30 protein-coding genes are annotated in these 22,351 nt (G+C 36.6%); 23 read left to right on the top strand and 7 right to left on the bottom strand.

Annotated features, from left to right (window positions below):
* Position 1: 1 nt before the first annotated feature.
* The 4 genes from tpiA (at position 2) to C4F49_RS05660 (ending at position 3,387) form a co-directional block, all read left to right on the top strand.
* Positions 2–769 carry a triose-phosphate isomerase gene (tpiA, locus tag C4F49_RS05675; RefSeq protein ID WP_196934912.1) on the top strand — a complete coding sequence of 256 codons (768 nt, stop codon included), beginning with the start codon at positions 2–4 and terminating at the stop codon, positions 767–769.
* A gap of 5 nt (positions 770–774) precedes the next feature.
* Positions 775–1,611, top strand: coding sequence for a 50S ribosomal protein L11 methyltransferase (gene prmA, locus C4F49_RS05670; RefSeq protein WP_196934911.1), 837 nt, complete (start codon positions 775–777; stop codon positions 1,609–1,611).
* A 6-nt stretch (positions 1,612–1,617) separates the two neighbouring features.
* Positions 1,618–2,988, top strand: coding sequence for a Mur ligase family protein (locus C4F49_RS05665; protein ID WP_196934910.1), 1,371 nt, complete (start codon positions 1,618–1,620; stop codon positions 2,986–2,988).
* A gap of 69 nt (positions 2,989–3,057) precedes the next feature.
* Positions 3,058–3,387, top strand: coding sequence for a helix-turn-helix domain-containing protein (locus C4F49_RS05660; RefSeq protein WP_196934909.1), 330 nt, complete (start codon positions 3,058–3,060; stop codon positions 3,385–3,387).
* 62 nt (positions 3,388–3,449) lie between these two features.
* On the opposite strand, the gene C4F49_RS05655 is transcribed toward C4F49_RS05660, so the two are convergent.
* The 3 genes from C4F49_RS05655 to C4F49_RS05645 form a co-directional block, all read right to left on the bottom strand.
* Positions 3,450–3,596, bottom strand: coding sequence for a hypothetical protein (locus C4F49_RS05655; protein WP_196934908.1), 147 nt, complete (start codon positions 3,594–3,596; stop codon positions 3,450–3,452).
* 146 nt (positions 3,597–3,742) lie between these two features.
* On the bottom strand, positions 3,743–4,303 hold the full coding sequence (gene scpB, locus C4F49_RS05650) for an SMC-Scp complex subunit ScpB (protein WP_196934907.1): 561 nt from the start codon (positions 4,301–4,303) through the stop codon (positions 3,743–3,745).
* 5 nt (positions 4,304–4,308) lie between these two features.
* Positions 4,309–5,433 carry a CofH family radical SAM protein gene (locus C4F49_RS05645; protein ID WP_196934906.1) on the bottom strand — a complete coding sequence of 375 codons (1,125 nt, stop codon included), beginning with the start codon at positions 5,431–5,433 and terminating at the stop codon, positions 4,309–4,311.
* A 169-nt stretch (positions 5,434–5,602) separates the two neighbouring features.
* Here C4F49_RS05645 and C4F49_RS05640 point away from each other — a divergent pair, with 169 nt between their 5' ends.
* The 3 genes from C4F49_RS05640 to C4F49_RS05630 all read left to right on the top strand — a co-directional run bounded on the left by C4F49_RS05640 (position 5,603) and on the right by C4F49_RS05630 (position 8,294).
* Positions 5,603–7,453, top strand: coding sequence for a glycoside hydrolase family 2 protein (locus C4F49_RS05640; RefSeq protein ID WP_196934905.1), 1,851 nt, complete (start codon positions 5,603–5,605; stop codon positions 7,451–7,453).
* 126 nt (positions 7,454–7,579) lie between these two features.
* Positions 7,580–8,023: an SRPBCC family protein gene (locus C4F49_RS05635; protein ID WP_196934904.1), complete on the top strand. Its 444-nt coding sequence runs from the start codon at positions 7,580–7,582 to the stop codon at positions 8,021–8,023.
* Positions 8,013–8,294: a GNAT family N-acetyltransferase gene (locus C4F49_RS05630; protein ID WP_196934903.1), complete on the top strand. Its 282-nt coding sequence runs from the start codon at positions 8,013–8,015 to the stop codon at positions 8,292–8,294. The genes C4F49_RS05635 and C4F49_RS05630 overlap by 11 nt, the downstream gene beginning before the upstream one ends.
* 102 nt (positions 8,295–8,396) lie before the next feature.
* Here the strand turns inward: C4F49_RS05630 and C4F49_RS05625 are convergent, their stop codons facing one another.
* On the bottom strand, positions 8,397–10,022 hold the full coding sequence (locus C4F49_RS05625; protein ID WP_196934902.1) for an ABC-F family ATP-binding cassette domain-containing protein: 1,626 nt from the start codon (positions 10,020–10,022) through the stop codon (positions 8,397–8,399).
* Between the two features lie 167 nt (positions 10,023–10,189).
* On the opposite strand from C4F49_RS05625, the gene C4F49_RS05620 reads away from it, so the two are divergent.
* Positions 10,190–11,389: a tyrosine-type recombinase/integrase gene (locus C4F49_RS05620; protein ID WP_196934901.1), complete on the top strand. Its 1,200-nt coding sequence runs from the start codon at positions 10,190–10,192 to the stop codon at positions 11,387–11,389.
* On the opposite strand, the gene C4F49_RS05615 is transcribed toward C4F49_RS05620, so the two are convergent.
* The 3 genes from C4F49_RS05615 to C4F49_RS05605 are packed head-to-tail and all read right to left on the bottom strand — an operon-like array spanning position 11,386 to position 12,852.
* Positions 11,386–11,676 (bottom strand): helix-turn-helix domain-containing protein, encoded by a 291-nt coding sequence (locus C4F49_RS05615; RefSeq protein WP_196934900.1) that lies wholly within the window; start codon positions 11,674–11,676, stop codon positions 11,386–11,388. The genes C4F49_RS05620 and C4F49_RS05615 overlap by 4 nt on opposite strands.
* A complete protein-coding gene (locus tag C4F49_RS05610; RefSeq protein WP_196934899.1) occupies positions 11,660–12,094 on the bottom strand; it encodes a hypothetical protein in 435 nt (144 codons plus the stop codon). The genes C4F49_RS05615 and C4F49_RS05610 overlap by 17 nt, the downstream gene beginning before the upstream one ends.
* 2 nt (positions 12,095–12,096) lie before the next feature.
* The gene (locus C4F49_RS05605; RefSeq protein WP_196934898.1) at positions 12,097–12,852 is read right to left on the bottom strand and encodes an arginine N-succinyltransferase; all 756 of its coding nucleotides are present in this window, start codon (positions 12,850–12,852) and stop codon (positions 12,097–12,099) included.
* A gap of 129 nt (positions 12,853–12,981) precedes the next feature.
* Here C4F49_RS05605 and C4F49_RS05600 point away from each other — a divergent pair, with 129 nt between their 5' ends.
* From C4F49_RS05600 to C4F49_RS05530, 15 genes are all read left to right on the top strand, one after another.
* Complete coding sequence (locus C4F49_RS05600; RefSeq protein ID WP_196934897.1) at positions 12,982–13,536, top strand: helix-turn-helix transcriptional regulator; 555 nt, start codon at positions 12,982–12,984, stop codon at positions 13,534–13,536.
* Positions 13,529–13,747, top strand: coding sequence for a hypothetical protein (locus C4F49_RS05595; protein WP_196934896.1), 219 nt, complete (start codon positions 13,529–13,531; stop codon positions 13,745–13,747). Before C4F49_RS05600 ends, C4F49_RS05595 begins: the two co-directional genes overlap by 8 nt.
* Positions 13,747–14,061, top strand: coding sequence for a hypothetical protein (locus tag C4F49_RS05590; protein ID WP_196934895.1), 315 nt, complete (start codon positions 13,747–13,749; stop codon positions 14,059–14,061). The genes C4F49_RS05595 and C4F49_RS05590 overlap by 1 nt, the downstream gene beginning before the upstream one ends.
* Before the next feature lie 2 nt (positions 14,062–14,063).
* Positions 14,064–14,282, top strand: coding sequence for a hypothetical protein (locus C4F49_RS05585; protein WP_196934894.1), 219 nt, complete (start codon positions 14,064–14,066; stop codon positions 14,280–14,282).
* A gap of 11 nt (positions 14,283–14,293) precedes the next feature.
* Positions 14,294–16,285 (top strand): AAA family ATPase, encoded by a 1,992-nt coding sequence (locus tag C4F49_RS05580; protein WP_196934893.1) that lies wholly within the window; start codon positions 14,294–14,296, stop codon positions 16,283–16,285.
* Positions 16,286–16,458: 173 nt separating this feature from the next.
* Entirely contained in the window at positions 16,459–17,370 is a 912-nt protein-coding gene (locus C4F49_RS05575; protein WP_196934892.1) for a RecT family recombinase, read from the top strand.
* Entirely contained in the window at positions 17,370–18,104 is a 735-nt protein-coding gene (locus C4F49_RS05570; protein ID WP_196934891.1) for an MBL fold metallo-hydrolase, read from the top strand. Before C4F49_RS05575 ends, C4F49_RS05570 begins: the two co-directional genes overlap by 1 nt.
* A 229-nt stretch (positions 18,105–18,333) precedes the next feature.
* The gene (locus tag C4F49_RS05565) at positions 18,334–18,501 is read left to right on the top strand and encodes a hypothetical protein (RefSeq protein WP_196934890.1); all 168 of its coding nucleotides are present in this window, start codon (positions 18,334–18,336) and stop codon (positions 18,499–18,501) included.
* Between the two features lie 3 nt (positions 18,502–18,504).
* A complete protein-coding gene (locus tag C4F49_RS05560) occupies positions 18,505–18,957 on the top strand; it encodes a hypothetical protein (RefSeq protein WP_196934889.1) in 453 nt (150 codons plus the stop codon).
* 167 nt (positions 18,958–19,124) lie between these two features.
* Positions 19,125–19,469 (top strand): hypothetical protein, encoded by a 345-nt coding sequence (locus tag C4F49_RS05555; RefSeq protein WP_196934888.1) that lies wholly within the window; start codon positions 19,125–19,127, stop codon positions 19,467–19,469.
* 37 nt (positions 19,470–19,506) lie between these two features.
* Positions 19,507–19,878 (top strand): hypothetical protein, encoded by a 372-nt coding sequence (locus C4F49_RS05550; protein ID WP_196934887.1) that lies wholly within the window; start codon positions 19,507–19,509, stop codon positions 19,876–19,878.
* A 43-nt stretch (positions 19,879–19,921) separates the two neighbouring features.
* Positions 19,922–20,215, top strand: coding sequence for a hypothetical protein (locus C4F49_RS05545; protein ID WP_196934886.1), 294 nt, complete (start codon positions 19,922–19,924; stop codon positions 20,213–20,215).
* A gap of 3 nt (positions 20,216–20,218) precedes the next feature.
* Positions 20,219–20,671: a YopX family protein gene (locus C4F49_RS05540; protein WP_196934885.1), complete on the top strand. Its 453-nt coding sequence runs from the start codon at positions 20,219–20,221 to the stop codon at positions 20,669–20,671.
* Positions 20,664–21,350 (top strand): hypothetical protein, encoded by a 687-nt coding sequence (locus C4F49_RS05535; protein ID WP_196934884.1) that lies wholly within the window; start codon positions 20,664–20,666, stop codon positions 21,348–21,350. The genes C4F49_RS05540 and C4F49_RS05535 overlap by 8 nt, the downstream gene beginning before the upstream one ends.
* Positions 21,343–22,341: a DUF7833 domain-containing protein gene (locus tag C4F49_RS05530; protein WP_196934883.1), complete on the top strand. Its 999-nt coding sequence runs from the start codon at positions 21,343–21,345 to the stop codon at positions 22,339–22,341. Before C4F49_RS05535 ends, C4F49_RS05530 begins: the two co-directional genes overlap by 8 nt.
* Positions 22,342–22,351 lie beyond the last annotated feature (10 nt).

Genomic DNA, 22,351 nt, shown 5'->3' with positions numbered 1-22,351 from the left:
TATGCGTAAAAACATTGTTGCTGGAAACTGGAAAATGAATCTAGGTTACGAAGATGGATTGAGCTTGTTCTCAGAAATCGTCAATATGGTCAAAGATGAAGTGGTAGGAAATCAAGAAATTGTGGTTTGTAGCCCATTCATCCATCTTTCAAGTTTAAGCAAACTGTCTAATACAGTAACGAATGTACATGTTGGTGCTCAAAATATGCATCAAGCAGAATCTGGAGCTTACACGGGCGAAATTTCAGGAGCCCAATTAAAATCCGTTGGTGTTACGCATGTCATTTTAGGGCATTCAGAGCGCAGAGCTTATTTCGGCGAAACGAATGCTTTATTAGCTGAAAAAGTTAATGCATCATTAAAACATGGCTTGAAGCCAATCTTCTGTATCGGTGAAACGAAAGAAGAGCGTGAGTCAGGTGAATTTTTTGCAGTGCTGAAACAACAATTGCAAGAGGGAGTTTTTCATCTTTCCGAAGAAGAATTTAAAAACGTAATTATTGCTTATGAGCCTGTTTGGGCTATCGGAACTGGATTAACGGCGTCTCCTGAACAAGCACAGGAAGTTCATGCTTACATTAGAGAAGAAATTGCAAAGCAGTATACACAAGCTATTGCTGACGATACATCTATTTTATACGGTGGAAGTGCAAACCCAGGGAATGCTCAAAGTTTGTTCTCTCAAAAAGATATTGATGGTGGCCTAATTGGCGGTGCATCATTGAAATCGCGCGATTTCATAGAAATCGTAAAAGTTTTTAATTCTTAATTCGAGTGAAATATTCCGCAGTTACCTTTACGACTTCTTCTATTGAAGAATGGCAGAAAGATTTGCTTATAGCGTCTTTGGCTGAAGTCGGATTTGATACATTTGAAGATGCAGAAAATGGCTTCGTCGGATACATTCCGACAGGAAATCTGTCTATTCAAAGTTTAGAGACTATTTTATTGCAAGAGTCGGAAGGCTATTCTATTGATTATGCAATCCAGGATTTGGAAGACCAAAACTGGAATACATTATGGGAAAGCAACTTTAATCCAATCGTAGTTGACGGGCAATGTTACGTTCGTGCAACTTTCCACGAACCCAAACCAGAATTTCCCTACGAAATCATCATTGACCCTAAAATGTCTTTTGGAACAGGCCATCATCAAACCACATCGATGATGCTATCTTTTGTTTTAGAAAACAATTTTTCGCAAAAGGATGTATTAGATATGGGTTGCGGAACTGGTATCTTGGGTATTCTGGCCTCGAAAAAAGGAGCAAAGCAAGTTTTGGCAGTCGATTATGACGAAATCTGTGTTGCTAGTGTAGAGGAAAATACAGCACTTAATGGAATTCAGAATATGAAAGCTTCATTGGGTTCCAAAGAAGTCATTGAAGGTTTGAAGTTTGATGTTATTTTGGCAAACATTAACAGAAATATACTTTTAAATCAATTTGATTCGTACAAAAAATGTTTGAATCAAGATGGTGAACTGTACATCAGCGGTTTCTATGAAGCCGAAGATTTGGCGATTTTACAAGCCAAAGCGCAAGAATTGGGTCTTAGGTTTGTGGAAAAAAAGGTGCTGGATAATTGGTGTTCGGCAAAGTTTATTAATTAGTAGCAGATGCGAATTCATTTTATAGCGATAGGTGGGAGTGTGATGCATAATTTGGCTATTTCATTAGCCGAACAAGGGCATCAAGTAACTGGGTCGGATGACCAAATCTTGGAGCCTTCGCGTTCAAGGTTGGCTGATGCCAATTTATTGCCTCCTTCATTAGGTTGGGATACCGACAGAATCACTGAGGATTTAGATGCAGTGATTTTGGGGATGCATGCCGAAGCCGATAATCCTGAATTATTACGTGCTCAAGAACTGAAGATTAAAATCTATTCGTTCCCAGAATTCGTTTATCAGCAGAGCCTTACTAAAAACCGCGTGGTAATTGCCGGAACTTATGGCAAGACGACCATCATGAGCATGATTATGCACGTGCTGAAGAAATTGAACCGTGATTTTGATTACCTAGTCGGTGCGCATTTGGAAGGTTTTGATTCATTGATAAAATTAACGCCTTCGGCAGAATTGATTTTGATTGAAGGGGATGAGTATTTTGCTTCTTCCATCGATAATCGGTCAAAATTTTTATTTTACAATCCGAATATTGCTTTGATAAGTGGTGTCGAATGGGATAATTTTAGAACCATTATTTCAGAAGAAGATTATTATAAGCAGTTCGAATCCTTTATCAGTACAATCGTTCCAAAAGGCACGCTGATTTACAATAAGGATAACGCGAAATTGAAAAAAATCGTTGAGCAGACATCTGATTGCAAAATCAATCGTCATGGCTACAAACTGCCGGAATATACCATTAATAAAGGTGTTACGTATTTGCATTTGAACAACGAAGACGTTCCTCTAAAAGTCTTCGGAAAGCATAATTTGTCGAATATTGCGGGAGCATACACCGTATGTGAATGGTTAGGAGTTACTCGTGAGGAATTTTATCAATCCATCAAGGATTTCAAAAGCTCGATACGGTATTTGGAATTAGTGGCAAGCAATTCACGAAGTGTAGTATACCAAGATTTTGCTCACACGCCAAGTAAATTGAAGTCAAGCATCCATGCCGTAAAAGAACAGTTCCCGAATCAAGCGTTGGTGACGATTATTGAATTGAATGCTTACGAAAGTTTGAACGAAGATTTTTTGCAACAATACCAAAATAGCATGACGGAATCCGATTTTGCGGTGGTGTTTATAGGCGCAAATGCTTTGAAGGAAAATAATAAATTATTAGGCAATATTACGGAAAAACTTCAGCCGATTTTTAACCACGAAGCATTCAAAGTTATTACGGATGTGAATGAGCTCGAAAAATTCCTAGAAGGCTTTAAATCAAATGGGTACAACCTTTTATTTATGAGTTCTAGTAATTACAGTGGGGTTAATATGGTGAGCTTTGCAGATAAATTTTTAAAAATTATTTAATTATAACCTAAAATATTTTTTTTATATCATATTTATTTTATAAATTTGGTTTAATTAATTAATTTACCAATGAATGCATTAGGAAAAAAAATCAGACTACTTAGGCACCAAAAGGGGTGGAGTCAAGAGGATGTCGCAAAGCGTTTGGACATTTCCATTCCAGCTTTTTCAAAAATTGAAACCGGTATTACCGATGTCAATTTATCTAGGTTAAACCAAATATCAAAATTATTTGGTATTTCACTTGTTCAGCTACTTTCCACTTCAGACGTAGAAGAAGAAAGACTTTTTCAGGATGAAGTCATCGAGTTGAATAAGTTACTACAAGTTAGAGAAGTCGAAGTTATCGATTTGCAAAAAAAGATAATTGACCTCTACGAACTTTTACATAAGAAGTAAATGAAAAAGACGGCTTAAAGCCGTCTTTTTTGTGTACGATTGATTTTGCCTTTCAGCTTAGATTAAAAGTCGTCATCGTCAAAATCCCCGCTTGAGTCGATTTCCTCTAAATCAAAATCATCCTCGTAAATGTCATCTGAATCATCCTCGGGACCATTGAAATTGAATACCTGCTCCTCATCTAAAACCACATTTTCAACACTTTGCATAATAAATCTGTTTTGTTTTAATAAAAATACCGTGTATGTTTTTCTAAAGTAAAATTAGAGAAGTTCTTAGAAAAAGAAAATTATTTTTGAAAAAAAAATATTTGTAAATCAATTACTTACAAATCCTTGTAATTGGAGGTTAAAAATTATTCTTCGGCTTCTCCGATGCTATTTTCGGCTGTAACTAAATCTTTAAGCTGAGGAAGTTCGCTAACATCTTTAAGACCGAAGTGATTCATGAACTGTTGGCTTGTCCCATATAGGATGGGTTTTCCAACGGTTTCCGCCTTTCCCTGAATTTGGATGAGGTTCTTTTCTAAAAGCTTCTGAACAGAGTAATCACAATTTACACCTCGGATTTCTTCGATTTCCAATTTGGTAATGGGTTGTCGATAAGCGATGATGGATAAGGTCTCCAATGCAGCCTGACTTAATTTACGATTGTCCTTATAGGCCTCTAAATGCTGTAGGGTCGGATGATATTCCTCTTTTGTTAAAAACTGATAATGCCCATTGAAGACATGCAAGCTGAAAATATGCTCTTCAGCTTCGTATTTTTCTTTTATCTGCTCAAGATAGCCGATTAGCTCATTTTTTGAAATTACTTCATCAAACGCATGATTTGCCACGTGCAATACATCTTGCAGCGCTAAACCACCTTCATTGGCGAATAGTATCGCTTCGATATGTAAAAGCGCTGCTTTCAATTTCCTTAGTAATCGATAAGTTGCTCGACCATTGATTCAGGAATTTCCCTGAATTTATAAGTTTGTGTACGCAGCTGCGGTTCAAAACCTGCTTCCGTTATCGCTGATTGGATGGATTTGGACGTGAATCGGTGAGGAGCTCCTGCGGCAGAAACTACATTCTCTTCAATCATAATCGACCCGAAATCGTTCGCGCCAGCGTGTAAACACAATTGAGCAGTAGCTTTACCCACGGTTAACCATGAAGCTTGGATGTTTTTGACGTTTGGTAGCATGATTCTGCTAAGCGCAATCATGCGAATGTATTCTTCTCCGGTCACATCATTGGTGATGCCACGTAAGCGTTTTAGTAAAGTGCCGTCATCCTGAAACGGCCATGGAATAAAGGCGACAAATCCATAAGCATCTGCTGGCTTTTCAGATTGTACTTCTCGAATCCAAACCAAATGTTCAAAACGTTCATCGATGGTTTCGATATGACCAAACATCATCGTTGCTGATGTCGGCAGATTGATTTTATGCGCTGCGCGCATCACATCTAACCATTCTTGTCCGCCACATTTTCCTTTCGATATCAACCGTCTGACACGGTCATTTAATATTTCAGCTCCAGCTCCAGGCAAAGAATCCAAGCCAGCTTCTTTCAATTTGGTCAATACGTCTATATGAGACATGCCTTCCAATTTTGCAACATGTGCAATTTCAGGAGGTCCTAACGAATGAAGTTTTAAATCTGGGTATAAATCTTTTAACTGTTTGAATAAATCACTGTAGAAAGCCAAACCTAGGTCAGGATGGTGGCCTCCTTGCAATAGCAATTGGTCTCCTCCGAATTTAAAGGTTTCTTCAATTTTCTGCTTGTAGGTTTCGATGTCGGTGATATAACTTTCATCATGTCCCGGTCTGCGAAAGAAATTGCAGAATTTGCAATTGGCGATGCAGACGTTTGTCGTATTGACATTTCGGTCAATCTGCCAAGTGACTTTATTGTGAGGAACTTGAATTTTTCTTAATTCATTGGCCACATAAGCTAAATCAGCTGTTGATGCTTCATGGTATAAGAAAATACCTTCCTCTTTGCTCAGAAATTCGAAGTTGAGCGCCCTTTCTAATAAACTACTTACATTCATCTTATACAAAGATACATAGGTTTTTTTATAAAAAATCAACCGATTTGGAATTGTTATGCGGACAAATATGATACAAAATAGAATGTTTTTGAACAGATTTGAAAGTGTATTTTGTCGGTATATTTCGTAATTTGCAATAAACTTAATTTCTAAATCTAAATAATTTTTGATGAAAAAAACAATTCTATTAAACTTATTCGCCGCGCTCTCCATTTGTGCTGTTTCAGCCCAACAAACGCCTTGGAAGCCAGCCGGTGACAAAATTTTAACGCAGTGGGGGGAATCATTGGATCCTAAAAAGCCACATGCGGAATACCCACGACCTCAGCTTGTTCGTTCGAACAATTGGCAAAATCTGAATGGTAGCTGGAGCTATGCCATTACTTCTAAAAATGCAACTGCAGTTCCGACGAAATGGGATGGCAATATTCTAGTGCCTTTTGCTGTAGAATCGGCATTATCAGGTGTAGGAAAACGAATCAATAAAGACGAGTACCTATGGTACAACAATACCATCGAGCTTTCTAAAGATATCAAAAGAAAGAAAGTGATTTTGCATTTCGGTGCTGTGGATTGGCAAAGTGAAATTTACGTGAATGGTAAATTGGTTGGCGAACACGAAGGTGGTTTCGACCCTTTTTCTGTAGATATTACTTCCGCATTAGTTAAAGGAAACAAACAAACAATTGCAGTCCGCGTTTGGGATCCAACAAGTGATGGCCCTCAGCCAAGAGGAAAGCAAATCAACAATCCGCATGGAATTTGGTACACACCAGTTTCCGGAATCTGGCAAACAGTGTGGGTAGAAAGTGTTCCTGAAACATTTATCGAAAACACAAAACAAACTCCAGATATTGATAAAGGTGTCTTGAATTTTTCAGCTAATGTCCAAAATGCATTGCCAGGCGATCAAATTCACGTTACTGCATTTGATGGTACTACAAAAATCTCTGAAGTTTCTAGCGATGTGGACGGTGATTTAACTCTATCTGTTCCCAATGCAGAATTGTGGTCTCCAACTAATCCTAAATTATATGACTTAACAGTTAAAGTCTTGAGAAAAGGTAAAGTGGTTGATGAAGCTAAAAGTTATTTTGCGATGAGAAAAATTTCGATGGGCAAAGATAAAAATGGAATTCAACGCATGTTATTGAACAACGAATTTGTTTTCCATTATGGTCCATTGGACCAAGGATGGTGGCCAGATGGGTTGCATACAGCCCCTTCGGACGAGGCATTGATTTTTGATATCATCAAAACAAAAGAGATGGGTTTCAACATGATTCGTAAGCACATCAAAGTTGAGCCTGCTCGCTGGTACAGACATTGCGATAGCCTTGGAATTTTAGTATGGCAAGATATGCCTAGCGGAGATTTGGGCGACAATGTATGGGATATGCAACCGGGAAAATTCTCTGGCGGTAAATTAGATAAAGACAGAAGTCCTGAATCGGAAGCATACTATAAGAAAGAGTGGAAATCCATCATGGATGCATTGCATAATTTTCCAAGTATCGTGATTTGGGTTCCTTTCAATGAAGCGTGGGGACAGTTTAAAACAAAAGAAATTACAGAATGGACAGTTAATTATGACCCATCTCGCTTGGTAAACAGCGCGAGTGGTGGTAATTTCTTAAACACTGGCCATATTTTGGATATTCACAATTATCCAGACCCTGCGATTCCTGACCCTCGTTTGTTCGGCGATAAGCAAGTGCTTGCTTTGGGTGAATTTGGTGGATTAGGATTGCCTGTTGAAGGCCATACATGGCAAGAAAAGGACAATTGGGGATACCAAAGTTTCAAAAGCAAAGAAGAGCTTTTGGAGCGCTACACTAGAATGATTGGTGATTTGAATAAATTAATTCCAATGGGTCTTTCAGCCGGCGTTTATACACAGACAACCGATGTGGAAGTTGAAACCAACGGAATGATGACTTACGATAGAAAAGTGATTAAAATTCCTGAAGCGAAGCTGAATGAGCTTCACAAGGTTTTATATCAACACAAAGTAAAATAAATAATGAAAAACACTGCAAATCGCAGTGTTTTTTCATTTAATGACTTACTAACAATAAGTTAATGAGATTTCACTAAAACTTTATGCTATATTTATTTGTTAACTCACTATACAATTGGTTGGAAAATGAATACAGTATCAATTCATGTAGAAAGAACTTATAATGCACCTTTAAACGTAATTTGGGAAGCATTGACAAATAAAGAGAAATTAAAATTATGGTATTTCGATATTCCTAATTTTAAGCTAGAAGAAGGAGCGGTCTTCTCATTTATTGTCAAAGGGAAAGACAAAGATTTCTTCCATGAATGTACCGTTACGAAAGTGGTAGACAACCAATTGTTCCAACATACGTGGACTCATCCTAATGAAAGTGATGGCACATCCTTGCTGACCTGGAAATTAATTCCGCGAGGCGAAGCAACACTGGTGCGTTTGACGCATGAAGGTGTTGAAAGTTTTGCGCATGCAGGACAAGCTTTTTCTAGGTTGAATTATGAGTTGGGTTGGGAAGAATTATTAGGACAGTCATTATCAAATTATTTAGAAAAATTAGGCTATGGAAATTAATCAAGTACATTCAGGAAATAAAGGCTCGTTTGTTGCTGTTGATGACGATTTTCAATTGGGAGAAATTGTCTATTCGATGAAATCGGATGATACATTAGTTATTGAGCATACGGAAGTAGAACCTATATCAAAAGGTCGAGGAATTGGGAAAAGTCTGGTGTTTAAAGTCGCTGATTACGCTCGTGTAAATGGCTTAAAAGTAATTGCGCTATGTCCCTTTGCGAAGTCGATTTTTAAGAAGAACGAAGAGATTCAAGATGTTTTAGAGTAGACAACTTTTACTCTATGTATGGCTTTTAACAAATAAGGCTCGACAATTTCCTGTCGAGCCTTATTTATTTATTATAGTTTGGAATTAAATCTATTCCGTCAATTACTTATACATTTCTGCGCGTTGCGCTTGAACTGCTTCGCTATTGATGTATTCGTCATACGTCATTAACTTATCAATAATTCCTTTTGGAGTCAACTCGATAATGCGATTCGCAACCGTTTCTGTTAACTCATGGTCACGCGATGTAAACAAAATCGAACCTTTGAAATCTTTCATGCCATTGTTCAATGCCGTGATAGACTCTAAATCCAAATGGTTTGTCGGTTCATCGAGCATTAAGAAATTAGCGCCCTGCAACATCATTCTTGAAAACATGCATCGCATTTTTTCTCCTCCGGATAATACAGAACATTTTTTAAGTACTTCTTCTCCAGAGAAAAGCATTCTGCCAAGAAAACTACGGATGAATTGTTCGTCAGCTTCTGGGTTCGTAGTGTACTCCCTTAACCAATCAACCAAGTTTTCATTTTTGCCATCGAAGAAAGAAGCATTTTCAATTGGCATATCGGCATGCGTAATCGTCACGCCCCATTTGATATCTCCGCTGAAATCTTTGTCTCTTCCGGATAAGACTTCATAAAATGCAGAAGTGATTAATGAATTTTCGCCAAGCACTGCAATTTTATCGCCTTTATTCATCATAAAAGTGATGTCTTTGAAGTAAACTTCACCATTGACCGTTTTGCTTAATCCTTCAACCGCTAAAATTTGGTCTCCCGGTTCGCGATTCATGTTGTTGAACATAATCGCTGGATACTTCCGGTTGGAAGGCTTAATTTCATCCAGATTAATTTTGTCCAAAGCTTTTTTACGGGAAGTCGCTTGTTTGGATTTGGAAGCATTCGCTGAAAAGCGACGAATAAATTCTTGTAGCTCTTTAACTTTATCTTCAGTCTTTTTATTCTGGTCTGCACGTTGTTTCAAAGCCAATTGTGACGATTCATACCAGAATGTATAGTTACCGGTATAGATAGACATTTTGCCGAAATCAATATCGACGATATGCGTACATACAGCATCCAAGAAGTGACGGTCGTGGGAAACGACCAATACAATCGCCTCGTAACTAGCCAGAAAATCTTCTAACCAAGCAATGGTATTGATGTCCAAATCATTCGTTGGCTCATCCAGAATCAAGATATCCGGTTTTCCGAATAAAGCTTGAGCTAATAAAACCCTTACTTTTTCGTTACCATCTAATTCTTTAACTAATTTGTAATGCTGTTCTTCTTTGATTCCAAGATTGCTCAATAGGGTAGCCGCATTGCTTTCTGCATTCCAGCCATCCATTTCCGCAAATAGACTTTCCAATTCGCCAGCGCGTTCGCCGTCGGCATCAGAAAAATCTTCTTTCATATAAATGGCATCCTTTTCCTTCATAATTTTATAAAGTTCTTGGTTACCCATCATTACAGTTTCTAAAACTGTGAAATCATCAAATTCATAGTGGTTTTGTTTCAGTACAGACATCCTTTCACCCGGAGTGAACGAAACGGAACCTGTACTTTGGTCAACTTCACCTGAAATAATTTTTAGAAATGTCGATTTACCAGCACCGTTCGCACCGATAATACCATAACAATTTCCAGTAGTAAATTTTAAATTAACATCTTCAAATAGCACGCGTTTGCCATAACGAAGAGATAGATTGGATACATTAATCATTAAAAATGTTTATTTTAACTATTTTTACACTTAAACCATTGATTGTTTGATAATTACATTGCTATTAAATTTAGTATTTTTAACTTTGATACTAAAAAAAGCAGATTTATTTGTTACTTTGTGTCAATAAAATTTACAAATAATTTACAGCAATATTTACAATCTCTATGGCTTCGATCTCTGCAACCATATTAAAGCATCACAAGAAACAAAGTGGATCATGGAATGTGAAAATTAGAATTTCACATAAAGGAAAATCTGTTTACATCGATACTTCGATAGTTGCCAAGAAAGAAGACTTGGACACAAAGTTACGATTAAAAAAGTTATTTATTGACAGATACGCATCTGTAGAGTTAAATAGACTCAGGGAGGTAATTAACACACTTGGCGTTCGTGCTGATATTATGAGCGCTGATCAGATAAAATCAATTTTGACGCGAAAAGGGGAGGAAATGGATTTCTTCTCTTTCTTTGATGAATATTGCGAAAAACATAATGGCAGAATTAACACTATGATCAAACGTAAATCATCTGTCGCAAGGTTGAAGGAATTTGTTGGATCAGATAGATTGTCTCCTTTAGATATTAAATCCAAATTTTTATCCGATTTCCAAGACTTTTTAAAAACGCCAATTCGAAGTGATGCTGTTGCCAGGGGATCTCGTTCAAATAGAACCATATTAAATATCATCATAGATATCCAAGTAATATTTAATTTGATGCGCGACCGGTTTAACGATGAAGATACTGGAGAAATTAGAATTCCAAATGATCCATTTAGAAAACTTGATAAGGTAGTTCCAAAAAAATCCTTAAACAGAAATTTGACCGTTTCACAAATAAAATCCATACGAGATATAGACTTGGATAATGAATCAGATGTGATATCCAGAGGGCTTTATATGCTGTCATTTTACTTATGTGGAATCAATTCGGTTGATCTATTGGAAAATCTCACGGATGAAAAGATAGATCGGTTAAGTTATAATCGTTCAAAAACAGAATCCAAACGAGAGGATAATGCTTTTATTTCTATAAGCATTCCAGATGAGGCTAGAGATCTTGTTATAAAATATGCCGGTTTTATTCAAAGAAGATATAAGTCTGCAAAAACGCTAAACAATCGACTTAGCGAGTCGCTTAAAAGCATTGGAAAGAAATTAAATATAGAAAATTTGACTTTTTATTCTGCCAGGCATTCATTTGCAACATTGGCGCGTAACGAGTGCCGATTTAGTAAGGATGATGTGGCTGCTGCACTTAACCACTCATCAACTACTATTACTGATACCTACATCGCTAAAGATTGGTCGATTATAGACGATGTTCAGAATGGTGTTCTAAAACTACTGAGGGAAGGCTAACGGGTTACTCTTGATTTGATTATTGTTTCCGGATTAGAAACATTCCTTTTCGAAAGCTTTTCGCCGGTTAATAGCCAATTCAAATCCATGTTGTGTTTTATGTGCATATAAATCATTAGCTCGTGGCTTGGTAACCTCCGGCCATTCTCAATCCTAGAAATGTTTTGCTTTTGCATGATTTCTATGTCGGTCTGTTTGATTTTGTGAGTCAACCGGAACTCTTTAAAACGTTTTCCAACTTGAACTTCAAGTTTATTTACGTCCACCTCATTATTCAATTCTGTCATCGTGTTTTTTATTTTTATAAATGCTGTTGTTGGTTAATTCGAACATATTATTCCCGAGCCACAAGTATTTTGAAATTCTACATATTTCTGTTCTTTTTGATTCAAAGTGTAAATTCCTTACTATCGATTGGTCCAGAAAACGGTAAATATATCCTGTCACTTGTTCTACTAAATCGTGATCTTCGTCTTGGTAATTAATGTTTACAAAGAAGAATTTAATGTCACTTAATGAATTTACTTTGTGGTAATCTATACAGTTAAGTTCAATCACCTTTAATCTTATGTCTTTGGGTTTATATTTTAAATGGATACCTCCATCAATTACACCATCATATTGTTTAAGTTCTGACTCAAGGTGTTTTTTGATAATATCCAACACTTTGCGTTCCAGAGGTGATGTTGACCATACCCTAGCCATTTTTACCTTAGTTCTCTTTTGACTACATTATATATTTGAACCAAATCATCAATGTTAATTTCAAAATCTGGGTATCTTTTTTTATCTGGATTTAAAGATTTTAATGTCAAAATTCCAGATTCCAGGCATTGATTTGCAATTTGTTTCGCGATAATTCCTTCTGTTTTATGAACAAAAATCCAGTTTGGCCATTGATGATTGTGAAGTTTGCTATTCCAAAGCTCTCTTTTTACTTCCCTGCCAGTAGCAATAGTCCCATGAGGCATAGCCTCTTTAATATCACCATTGTCCATGCTGTCTCCTGAAATTTCAAAACCCATATATTTTCCCCTTACAAATTTATCTACTGTAATATAATGTTTTGGCAGCTCTTCAATAAACTCCCTATCAGCATATCCTGTTAAGTATCCAGCTTGCGCATATTCGGGAACCAAGTCAACGCCCATTCTATAGCGCCCAGGGCTTATCTCAGTAAATTTATTATTTCCTTCGTCATCATAGATGGCTAAATCACCGATTTCCCTAGCATTTTGTCGGATATTTCGGATAGTGGCATCATTGGTAGTCCCAAAGATTTCATCTTCAGTAACATCGAATTTTAGCAATATACTATTTACAGTTTCTCTTCCAAGTGATAGAGATTTAAAGTATTGATAGACATTTTGTCTTGAAACTCCAAGGATTTCAGCAGCCTTTGTAGCTCCGATTCTATTTTTATTTAAAAATTCCTTAAATTTTTCACCCTTATAATCAAGCATTTACAAAATTATTAAATTATGTAAGTAAAATATATATTGACATAGTAAATAATATATTTACATTTGTACCATACGAACATAACAAAGGTAAACATTAAGTTAATAAACCACATCCCTAATAAATACGAAATGAAAAAAATTATAGCCGGAATGCTAGATGGTGGTGCAGAGTTCATAAAACATGAAGGTGAACTATACTGCGTACATGGCGGTAAGGTTCATAAATGGCCTGAATTCCCTCAACAAGTTATCGACATTATCGAAGATGATTTTGTTAAACATCCCGAAGCAGTTAAAAGTCTCGCGTTGTGGGAAAACCTTCTTCCAGAAGAGTACACTTACAGATATATTTTATGCCGTTTTGGCGGAATAGATGACGAGCCGGACATCAATGGTGAAGGTAAAATTACACATACCGAGTATTTCGAGTGCGGTCTAAGAGGAAAATGTCGATTTGAAGGAAAACTGTGTTGCTCCATTAAAGCTGATTTTGGAGTGCTGACAAAAATGGAATTGGAGGTGCTTAAATATTCATCCCTTTCTTACAAGGAAATTGGAGATACTTTGTTCATTTCTCCAGAAACAGTTTCCTCGCACCTTCAGAGCCTTCGATCTAAAACCGGCTTAAAAAATAATGCTCAGCTGGCTGTATATGCTCAGCAGAAAGGAATTGTAAATGGATAACAATAGTATCATAAAGATAGAGCCTCAGCCATCAGTAGCTAGCTATGTTTCAAAAATGAAGAAAGGCGAATCTTTAAAATTTGAGCTATCGCACACGAAGGCTGTTCGCGAGGCTGCCGGAAGAAAGATGAAGCATATTGACCCGAAAAGCGTCTACACTACTTCTGTAGATATTGAAAATGGTTTTATCGAAATAAAAAAGGAGGCCTAATGAGATCGGTATTTGATCACGAACTAAGAAATATGCTTACGGACGCTGCGAAGTTAGGAGCAACTCAGGCATTAGCTGATACAGGCGCAATTAAGCCATATATGAATAAGTCTGAGGCATATCGATTATATGGAAGGGCAAAAGTTGATGATTGGATTAAGGATGGACTAATAACTCCAAGAGGGGAAATTGGTAAATCGTGGCAAATTGAGCGTGTTGAGATACAAGCTTTAGCTTCATCAAAAACAGTCGCCGAGTATATAAATACTCAATATTTCAAGGACAAGGGTGTAAAAATTAATCTAGACAAATAATTATGCTGACAAATGAAAAACTAATAGCTCTGGGATTTGAAAGGTGCGAATGGGAGGATGAAGGTGAACACTTTGTCGATCATAAAATCCAAAAAGGAAATGTTGTCATCGAGATCTCGAATCTTGAAAAGGTTGAAGTAACGACTAAAGGTAACTATATCGAACTTCCAAAGGTTGACAACGACCAAAAGCTTGAACAATTATTAAATCTATTATCATAAATCATAAAACAATGAATATCCTAATCAAAACTCTAACATTAATCAACTTCAAAGGAGTTAAGAACCTAACAGTTGATTTCAATTTTATTACAAACATCTATGGCGCCAATGCGTCTGGCAAGACAACTATTTTCGATGCGTTCACTTGGATGCTTTTCGGAAAAGATTCTAATGATCGTAAAGATTTCAATGTTAAACCGCTAAACGAAGTCGGGTCAACAAAAGATCGCACAGAGAATGAAGTATCAGCGATTTTGGAAGTAAACGGAGAAGATATTGCCATTAGACACATTCAAAAAGAAAAATGGACGAAAAAACGTGGTGAAGAAGTAGCTGAATTTACCGGAAACGAACATTTGTATTTCTGGAATGAAGTTCCCGTGAATGCAGGAGAATTTCAATCAAAAGTGAACGACCTTTTGAATGAAAACGTGTTTAAGCTAATCACCAATCCTTTATATTTCAATTCTCAGAAATGGCAAGATCAACGTTCAGTACTTTCTGAAATCGCAGGTGAAATTACCGACAGCTTCTTGACTGGTAAATACCCTGAGTTGCAAGAGTTGCTTAATTCCTTGGGCGGTAAATCCTTGACAGAATTCAAGGCAAAAATTTCTTCTGACAAGAAAAATATTAAAGAACAGCTAGAGAATATTCCTGCACGTATTGATGAAGCCGATCGCGGAAAGCCGGAGCCAATCAGCGAGGAAGAGGTAAAAGTGCGAATTGCGACATTGCAGAATGAATATGATCAATTAGAACAGGCTATTGTCGACAAAAACGAAGCAAACGAGAACGAAAACAAAAGGATTCAGGCTGTTCAAAATAAGATTCATGCCTTGAAGCTTGAAATCCAAAATATTGAAGCAAGCCATCGATCAGCTTATAATTCTGAGTTGTCACAATCTAATTCCGGAGTAAACGAAGATAAAGCGAAAGTTTCTCAATTAGAAGCTCAATTACGCATGCAAGAGAGCCAATTGAATCAGTTAGAAAAATCTCATAGCGATCAGTTATCTAGGATTGAACGAGACAAGCAAGACATCAATAGTCGTATTTCAAGCCTTAGAACATTATTCACTTCTGTTAATGGCCGTACCCTAGATGTTAATGAAACAGTTTGTAAAGAATGCGGTCGCGAGCATGAATCTCATAATATTGCCGAGATCCAAAATAAGTTTGATGAACGCAAGCGCCAGGAGCTAGAAGGCATCAATACACAAGGAAAAGGACTTAAAGGTGATTTAGAAAAACGTGATTTAGAAATAAATCAAGCTCTGGAGCAGTATGAAATCACAAAATCAGCAATTTCAACGTCGATAAAAAGCCTTACAGATTCTTTAAATGAGACAAAGAAAAGAATTGAAAATATTACTTCCAACACTGTTGAAGTAAAATCGTTTGAATCTCGGGTTATGGAGGATGATTCGATTGCAATCAAAACTTCTGAGATTTCCACTTTGCAAGGACAGCTTGAAACTACTCCAATTGATTACGGTGATTTGAGAATCAAAAAAGCTACTGTAAATGCTGATTTGGATAGTGAAAAACGGAAACTTAACACGTCTGAACAAATTGCTAAAGCAGATGCGCGCATAAAAGAACTGAAAGCGCAAGAGAAAAGTCTTTCCCAACAATTAGCATCGCTCGAAAAGCAAGAGTTTGCTGCAGAAAAATACGAGAAGGCCAAATCGACTGAACTCGAAAATCGCGTAAATGGTATGTTCAAGTTTGCTAAATTCAAATTATTCAACCCGTTAATAAACGGTGGAGAAGAGCCTACTTGCCGTACTACATATAATGGTGTGCCATTCTCAGACCTGAATACTGCGGGCAAAATTTTGGTTGGGATAGATATTATCAATACCCTATCTGCCCATTATGGTGTTACGGCTCCCGTATTTTTGGATAATCGCGAATCTGTATCCGTAATTCCTGATACTGCAGCGCAAACGATAAATCTTATCGTATCACCTCAAGACGAAAAGTTACGAGTAGCCTAATGGCAAAAAAGTTTATCAAGCCAAAAGAAATAATTGAAATGGTGTCATGCTCGGGGTGTATTTACAATCACCCGAGCGATCACCCAGCAATAATGTGGTGTGATAAAATCAAAATGCCGAGGCCATCGGCGAAACTTAATCAATGTATTTATAAATCTTTAAAATAAAAAAAAATGTCAAATCAACAATCTGCAGTAGCAGTGCAACAAGAAGAAAAGAACATTACAACATCTGTTCTATCAAAAATTCAAGCATTCCAAGAGTCTGGAGAGCTTAGGATCCCAAAAGATTACAGTCCAGAAAATGCTTTAAAAAGTGCATGGTTAGTTCTTCAAGAAACGGTTGACTCCAACAAACAACCGGTATTATCAACTTGCACAAAAGAAAGTATTGCAAATGCTCTTTTAAAAATGGTTGTCTGGGGATTATCGCCATTAAAAAAGCAAGGAGATTTTATTGCTTATGGAACAAAACTGGAATTCACTCCAGAGTACACTGGTAATTTAGTTTTAGCAAAGCGTTACGGTGGTTTAGTTAATCATAACCAAAAAGCGATTTTTAAAGGTGATGAATTTGAATTTGAAACGGACTTGGATTTTCCTTACCGTACTAGAATTTTAAAACACAAGCAGACGCTCCAAAATATTGGGGGCGAGGTTATCGGGGCATATTTCGCCTACGAACTATCTGACGGCACAAAGGATGTTGAGATCATGAACATTAGCCAGATAAAAATGGCGTGGGGGCAAGGCGGTTCCAAAGGAAATAGCGGTGCTCACAAAAACTTCAGTGACCAAATGGCTATTAAAACTGTAATTAATAGGGGTTGTAAGCTTCTAATTAGAGCGTCCGATGACAGTGCGCTTTACGAAAAGGAAGACGATGACGCTTTCGATGAAGTATCGCATCAAGTGAAAACTGAAATAAATCAAAAAGCAAACAAGAAGACTATTTCGTTCGAAGATGCAGTTGTAATCGAAGACACTAAAAGTTCCGCTGTTTCGGAATCACAAAATCCATCGTCATTACAGCCAAATCATAATCCAACTGATTCTGTTAACAATGAGCCAGAATTGGCATTCTAATGAAGCTACACATCATAAATAGCAATAGTGATGGTAACTGCTACCTTTTCACCGACAATAAAGGGGAAACCCTTATTGTCGAGTGTGGGGTAAGATTCGAAAGGATTAAGCAGGCATTGAAATTCAATCTTGAAAATGTTGTCGGCTGTATTATTACTCATGAACATGGTGATCATTGCAAAGGTGTCAAGGATGCTGTTAAGGCTGGTATTGATGTTTATGCTACTGCCGGAACAATAGCTGGATTTAGGTTTATCCACCACAGGTTTAATCCGATGACAAAAGGATCTATTTACAAATTAGGATCGTTCAATATTATTGCTTTCGATACGCACCATGATGTTAACGAGCCGTGTGGCTTTCTGATTAAGCACGAAGAAATGGGAACTACGCTTTTCTTGACAGATACTATTTATTGCGACTATTCATTTCCTGGATTGAACAATGTTTTAATCGAAGCTAATTACAGCCAAGATATCATTGCTGAAAAGTTAGCTGGTAATCGCTTTCTAAGAAATCGGGTTATTCAATCCCATATGAGCGTTGAAACTTGTATTGAAACATTAAAGGCCAACGATTTGAGAGCAGTAAATAACATCGTGCTCATCCACCTGTCCGATAGGAATTCGGACGCCAAAATATTTAAACAAAGAATTGAAGATGCAACTTTAAAAACTGTTACAGTTGCAACCGCAGGACTTACCATTGATAATTTTAATATACATCCATTTTAATTATGAAAAATTTCGATATACCACTTTCAATAAAATCGCAAAAGGAGTTTTGTGATAAAACAAACTCTCCTCATTTTGCTCCTTTAGATGGAAAATGTTACGCCTGTAAATCCCAAATTTATGAAGAAAAGAAACAAGGATCATTCTTTACGGGAGTTTCTGTAGATAAAGCGTCCACTCAATTAATTACTGGGTGCCCACATTGTTACCGATCTTATTGCGATTAATCATGACAGACCAAGAAAAAATCAATAACCTTTATTCTAGGATTAAAGGATTCGAATTTCCAGAATGTGAAGATGAAAACTTTCAAAATCTGGTAAATGAAATTAAAGAAGGATTTGATATCATTCTTAAAGGTTTAATTGTTGCATCTGGAAAATTAAAAAGCGATTAGTTTATGAATCAAATCATAATCCCAAAACCAACTATCAGAGCTGAATTAACCGAAAAGCGAGAGTATGCGATATTAAAAGATGTGCAATTCATCGGAACAATCGCCCAGCTGGTGGAAAACCGATGGCGAAACAATTTATTTGATTCTAACATAAAGGATCAAACTCTTAAAAACTTTAGTGCTCAAATTTACAAAGGTGCTCAAGGTGTTAAGAATTCTCTAAAAGGTAAATTCAACCTTAAAGAGCCTGATGAACTAGAATTCGAATTAGCCACGTCAATGGATCGTGTTGTCTCTTTCTTCTGTTTGCTACCTTCTGAATTAGTCAATTCAATAATGGATAAACTTGAAGCTGAGAAGAGAGCGTTAGAACTAGAGCACGCTAAAGTACAACCTATGGAAGTTCAAAAGAATGTTTATGACATCGCTCCAGAGCAACATGAAGTTGTGTATTAATTTATTTTGATAAAACATAAGTAATCTATTTGGATTACTTATGTTTTTGTTTTACATTTGGCTATACAATAATTCGAACCGCCATTCGATGGAAAATATTTATAGCCTTATTTAAGGGGTAAGCTGGCGGGCTTTAACCTTAAATAAGGCTTTTTTAATCTTATCTTATGGTAGTAGAATTAAAAAAGGTAAAAATAACCAAGTCTATATTTAATCAGCTTTTATCGCCTGGTTTATCTACAGACACATTAAGGAAGCACCAAGTGTTAGGTTGGGTGTTTGATAAATCAAGATACATTCTTCTTTATCATCCAGATACTAATTCCCTTTCAAAATTCCCTTTGATCAGTAACATGAAAATTGATGAGAGGAAACCCAATCAAGTTAGCTTCATGATTAAAGGTATGGCTTCTTCGGTGCAATTGAGTGGGTATAGCGATTCTATTAATTGGATTGTCCTAATAAATGAAATTCAAACCAAGGCTAAAATTGAAGGCCAATTATATATTTAGTTTAACATCCCCTAAAGGGGAATAAAAATAATAGGAAATGGAAAATATAACAAAGGAAACTACAATTTTCTGCCAAAACTTTGATTTCTTCGGAACTATTCAGGAACTGAAAGAACTTATAGAAGATATAGGCGAATGGCAGGACAACCAAGTTGTTAATGTCGAAATAACTTCTCTACAGCCATTCATGAACGTTGATGATGATTGGCTAATCGAACTTATTTCACGAGAAGTAGAGCGTCAGGGATGTGACAACGAAAGGTCAAGCGATTCAGGAGATGAAATGCAGGAAGTAGAAAAATTGCTAATTAAGCATGTTTATATAGACTACGATGCTGTAATGAAAGAAATGCCACAACTATTCTATTCAAAAGGAAAAGAGCTTCAAATTGATTTAAATAATTTTTAACTAGGATTAATTAACCAAAGGATTAACCAAAATAATCAATCAAATGAGCGAGTTTAAAGGAACAAAAGGAAAGTGGTATTTGCAGGAATTCACTGATAATTATACCAACATTATAAGGTGTGATAATGGTTTTCATAAAACGTTATTTTTAGCTTCAACTTCGCAAACATCGGGTGGTGAAGCCAGAGCCAACGCACAATTAATGTCATGCGCACCCGAAATGCTGGAAATGTTGGAGGCTATACAATTGACATTAGACGATGGTAGAAATGTTGAATCTGGCAGTATGTTTCATGATATTCTAAGAAATCTAATCAAATCAGCAACAACTATTTAAACTATGGAAAGACAAATTAAATTTAGAGGACTTCGGGTAGATGGTCAAGGTTGGGCGCATGGATACTTATTTATGACAACTATTAACACAGTTTTAGAAAAATGCTTAAAACCTTGTATTCAGGAAATTGAGACCAATGGATTGCATTATGATTGCTACGAGGTCACCCCCGAATCAGTAGGTCAATTCACAGGAAAAACCACAAGGTCAGGTAAGGAAATTTATGGCGGTGATAAGCTTCAAAAAACAAAAGATAGTTACTGGCTTGTAAAATGGTCTGATTCTGATTGTGGGTGGAAGTGTTGGCAATATGTATTTTCTAAAGATGAAGATGGAGAATATACGTGGAAGCAATCCACCGCTTACCCGTTAGGTCATTCTTTATCTGGGCTACTTACCTACAATTACGAAGTCATCGGTAACATCCATGAAGAAAGAGAGGTTAATAATGGATAGTTTACAGCTTAAAGAAATAGTAGGGTATTTGCCTTATGGGTTGGATGTAGAATATCAAGGTATTACAAATCTTAAAGAACTTTCAGAACACAACTCAAAAGAGCCCAAAACTTTTGATATTTTCGATGACGATCATGAAAAATGGGTAATTTCTGAACCGAAAGCTATTATTGGTAGAAGAGTATCAAAAATAAAACAGATAAAATTCTATAAAAATTATATTTCGGTTCACGTAGGAACACATCACGGTTATTTGAAAACTGTTTATCTGAGCGATATAAAACCCATCTTATACCCACTATCAATGCTAACGCAAGAGATTGAGCATAAAGGGAAAAGGTTTGTACCTATTGTTGAACTATTCAAATTAAAAACACAAGCTACCGGCAATGAAATATTTGACTACTACATAGAGAACGATACTGCTATTTTACGTCTAAAAGGTCAGCAACTGGATGAGTTTACATTTAAGACGTATTTCGAGGTTGATTTGGAACCAAATCAAGTGATGTTTTCTATTGCATCCGAAACGTGGGTGGATGATAAAATGATTGAAGAAAGGCTCAACCAATGCGGAAATGAAATGAAAATGTTTCAACAACTCTACGAATGGCACTTCGATATACACAATCTAATCCCTCGAGGTTTAGCGGTAGCAAAGGAGGTGGTGAATGGCTAGACCTATAAAATATAACGTAGAATACTTCCCGCATTATATCAGTACTGGTAAGAAAATGTCTGTAATGCAATCGAGATACGGCAATAATGGATACGCTGTCTGGTTTAAAATTTTGGAGCAATTAGGGGATACTGATTTCCATTATTTGGATCTAAACAATGACTTGGATTTTCATTATTTAGCAAATAATATCTGCCTTGTAAGCGAAGAAATTTTAATAAAAATATTAGATGATCTTGCAGAATTTGGAGAAATTAATGCTGACTTATGGAGCGCGAAAATCGTATGGAGTGAAAAATTTATGAACTCAATTTCCGATGCATACAAAAGGAGGGAATCAAAGACAATGACTTTAGAGGGATTATGTAGTCATATTTTAAACACTAAACCAAAATTAAAAGAGTTATTGTATACAATAATCCCTATAAAACCAATATTAGCGGGATTAATGTATACAGAAACTGAGTTATTGTATACAGAAAGTACGGAAAGAGATAGAGATAGAGATAGAGATATTATAGGGATAGAAGAGGGAAACGAAAAAAACACAAAAACTCCCGTCCCCGACGACCCCGAATTGAAAAATTCTTCTATTCCTAAACCTGATGCTTGGGGTGCATACAAATCAATGGATGAACTGGAAATCGTTTTGCTTTCCCACCAAGGATGGCAGGCTGACTTTGGGAAATCTTTAGGTATCGATAATCCAGAAAACGTTCCAAAATGGATAACTAAGTTTTTCATCTTCTGCAAGGGCAACGGTAAAGTTCATGCAAAGGAATCCGAAGCGAAATCACATTGCCATTCCTGGACCAGAAGACAAATCGAACTCGGAAAAGATGTGAATGATGGTTATTCGCCGAAACCTAGCGATGTCAGTAATCCGAGCACACCGCCGGACAATAGCGGAAAATGGGCATGGCTGAATAACGGATGGCGAGATACTTCAACATTCACGCCAGCTCAAAAAAGAAGAAACGGCCTAGCATAAAAATTTAGAA

The sequence above is a fragment of the Sphingobacterium hungaricum genome, from assembly GCF_015210005.1.
Taxonomy (GTDB): domain Bacteria; phylum Bacteroidota; class Bacteroidia; order Sphingobacteriales; family Sphingobacteriaceae; genus Sphingobacterium; species Sphingobacterium hungaricum.
This window is presented reverse-complemented; position numbering and strand designations above follow the sequence as displayed.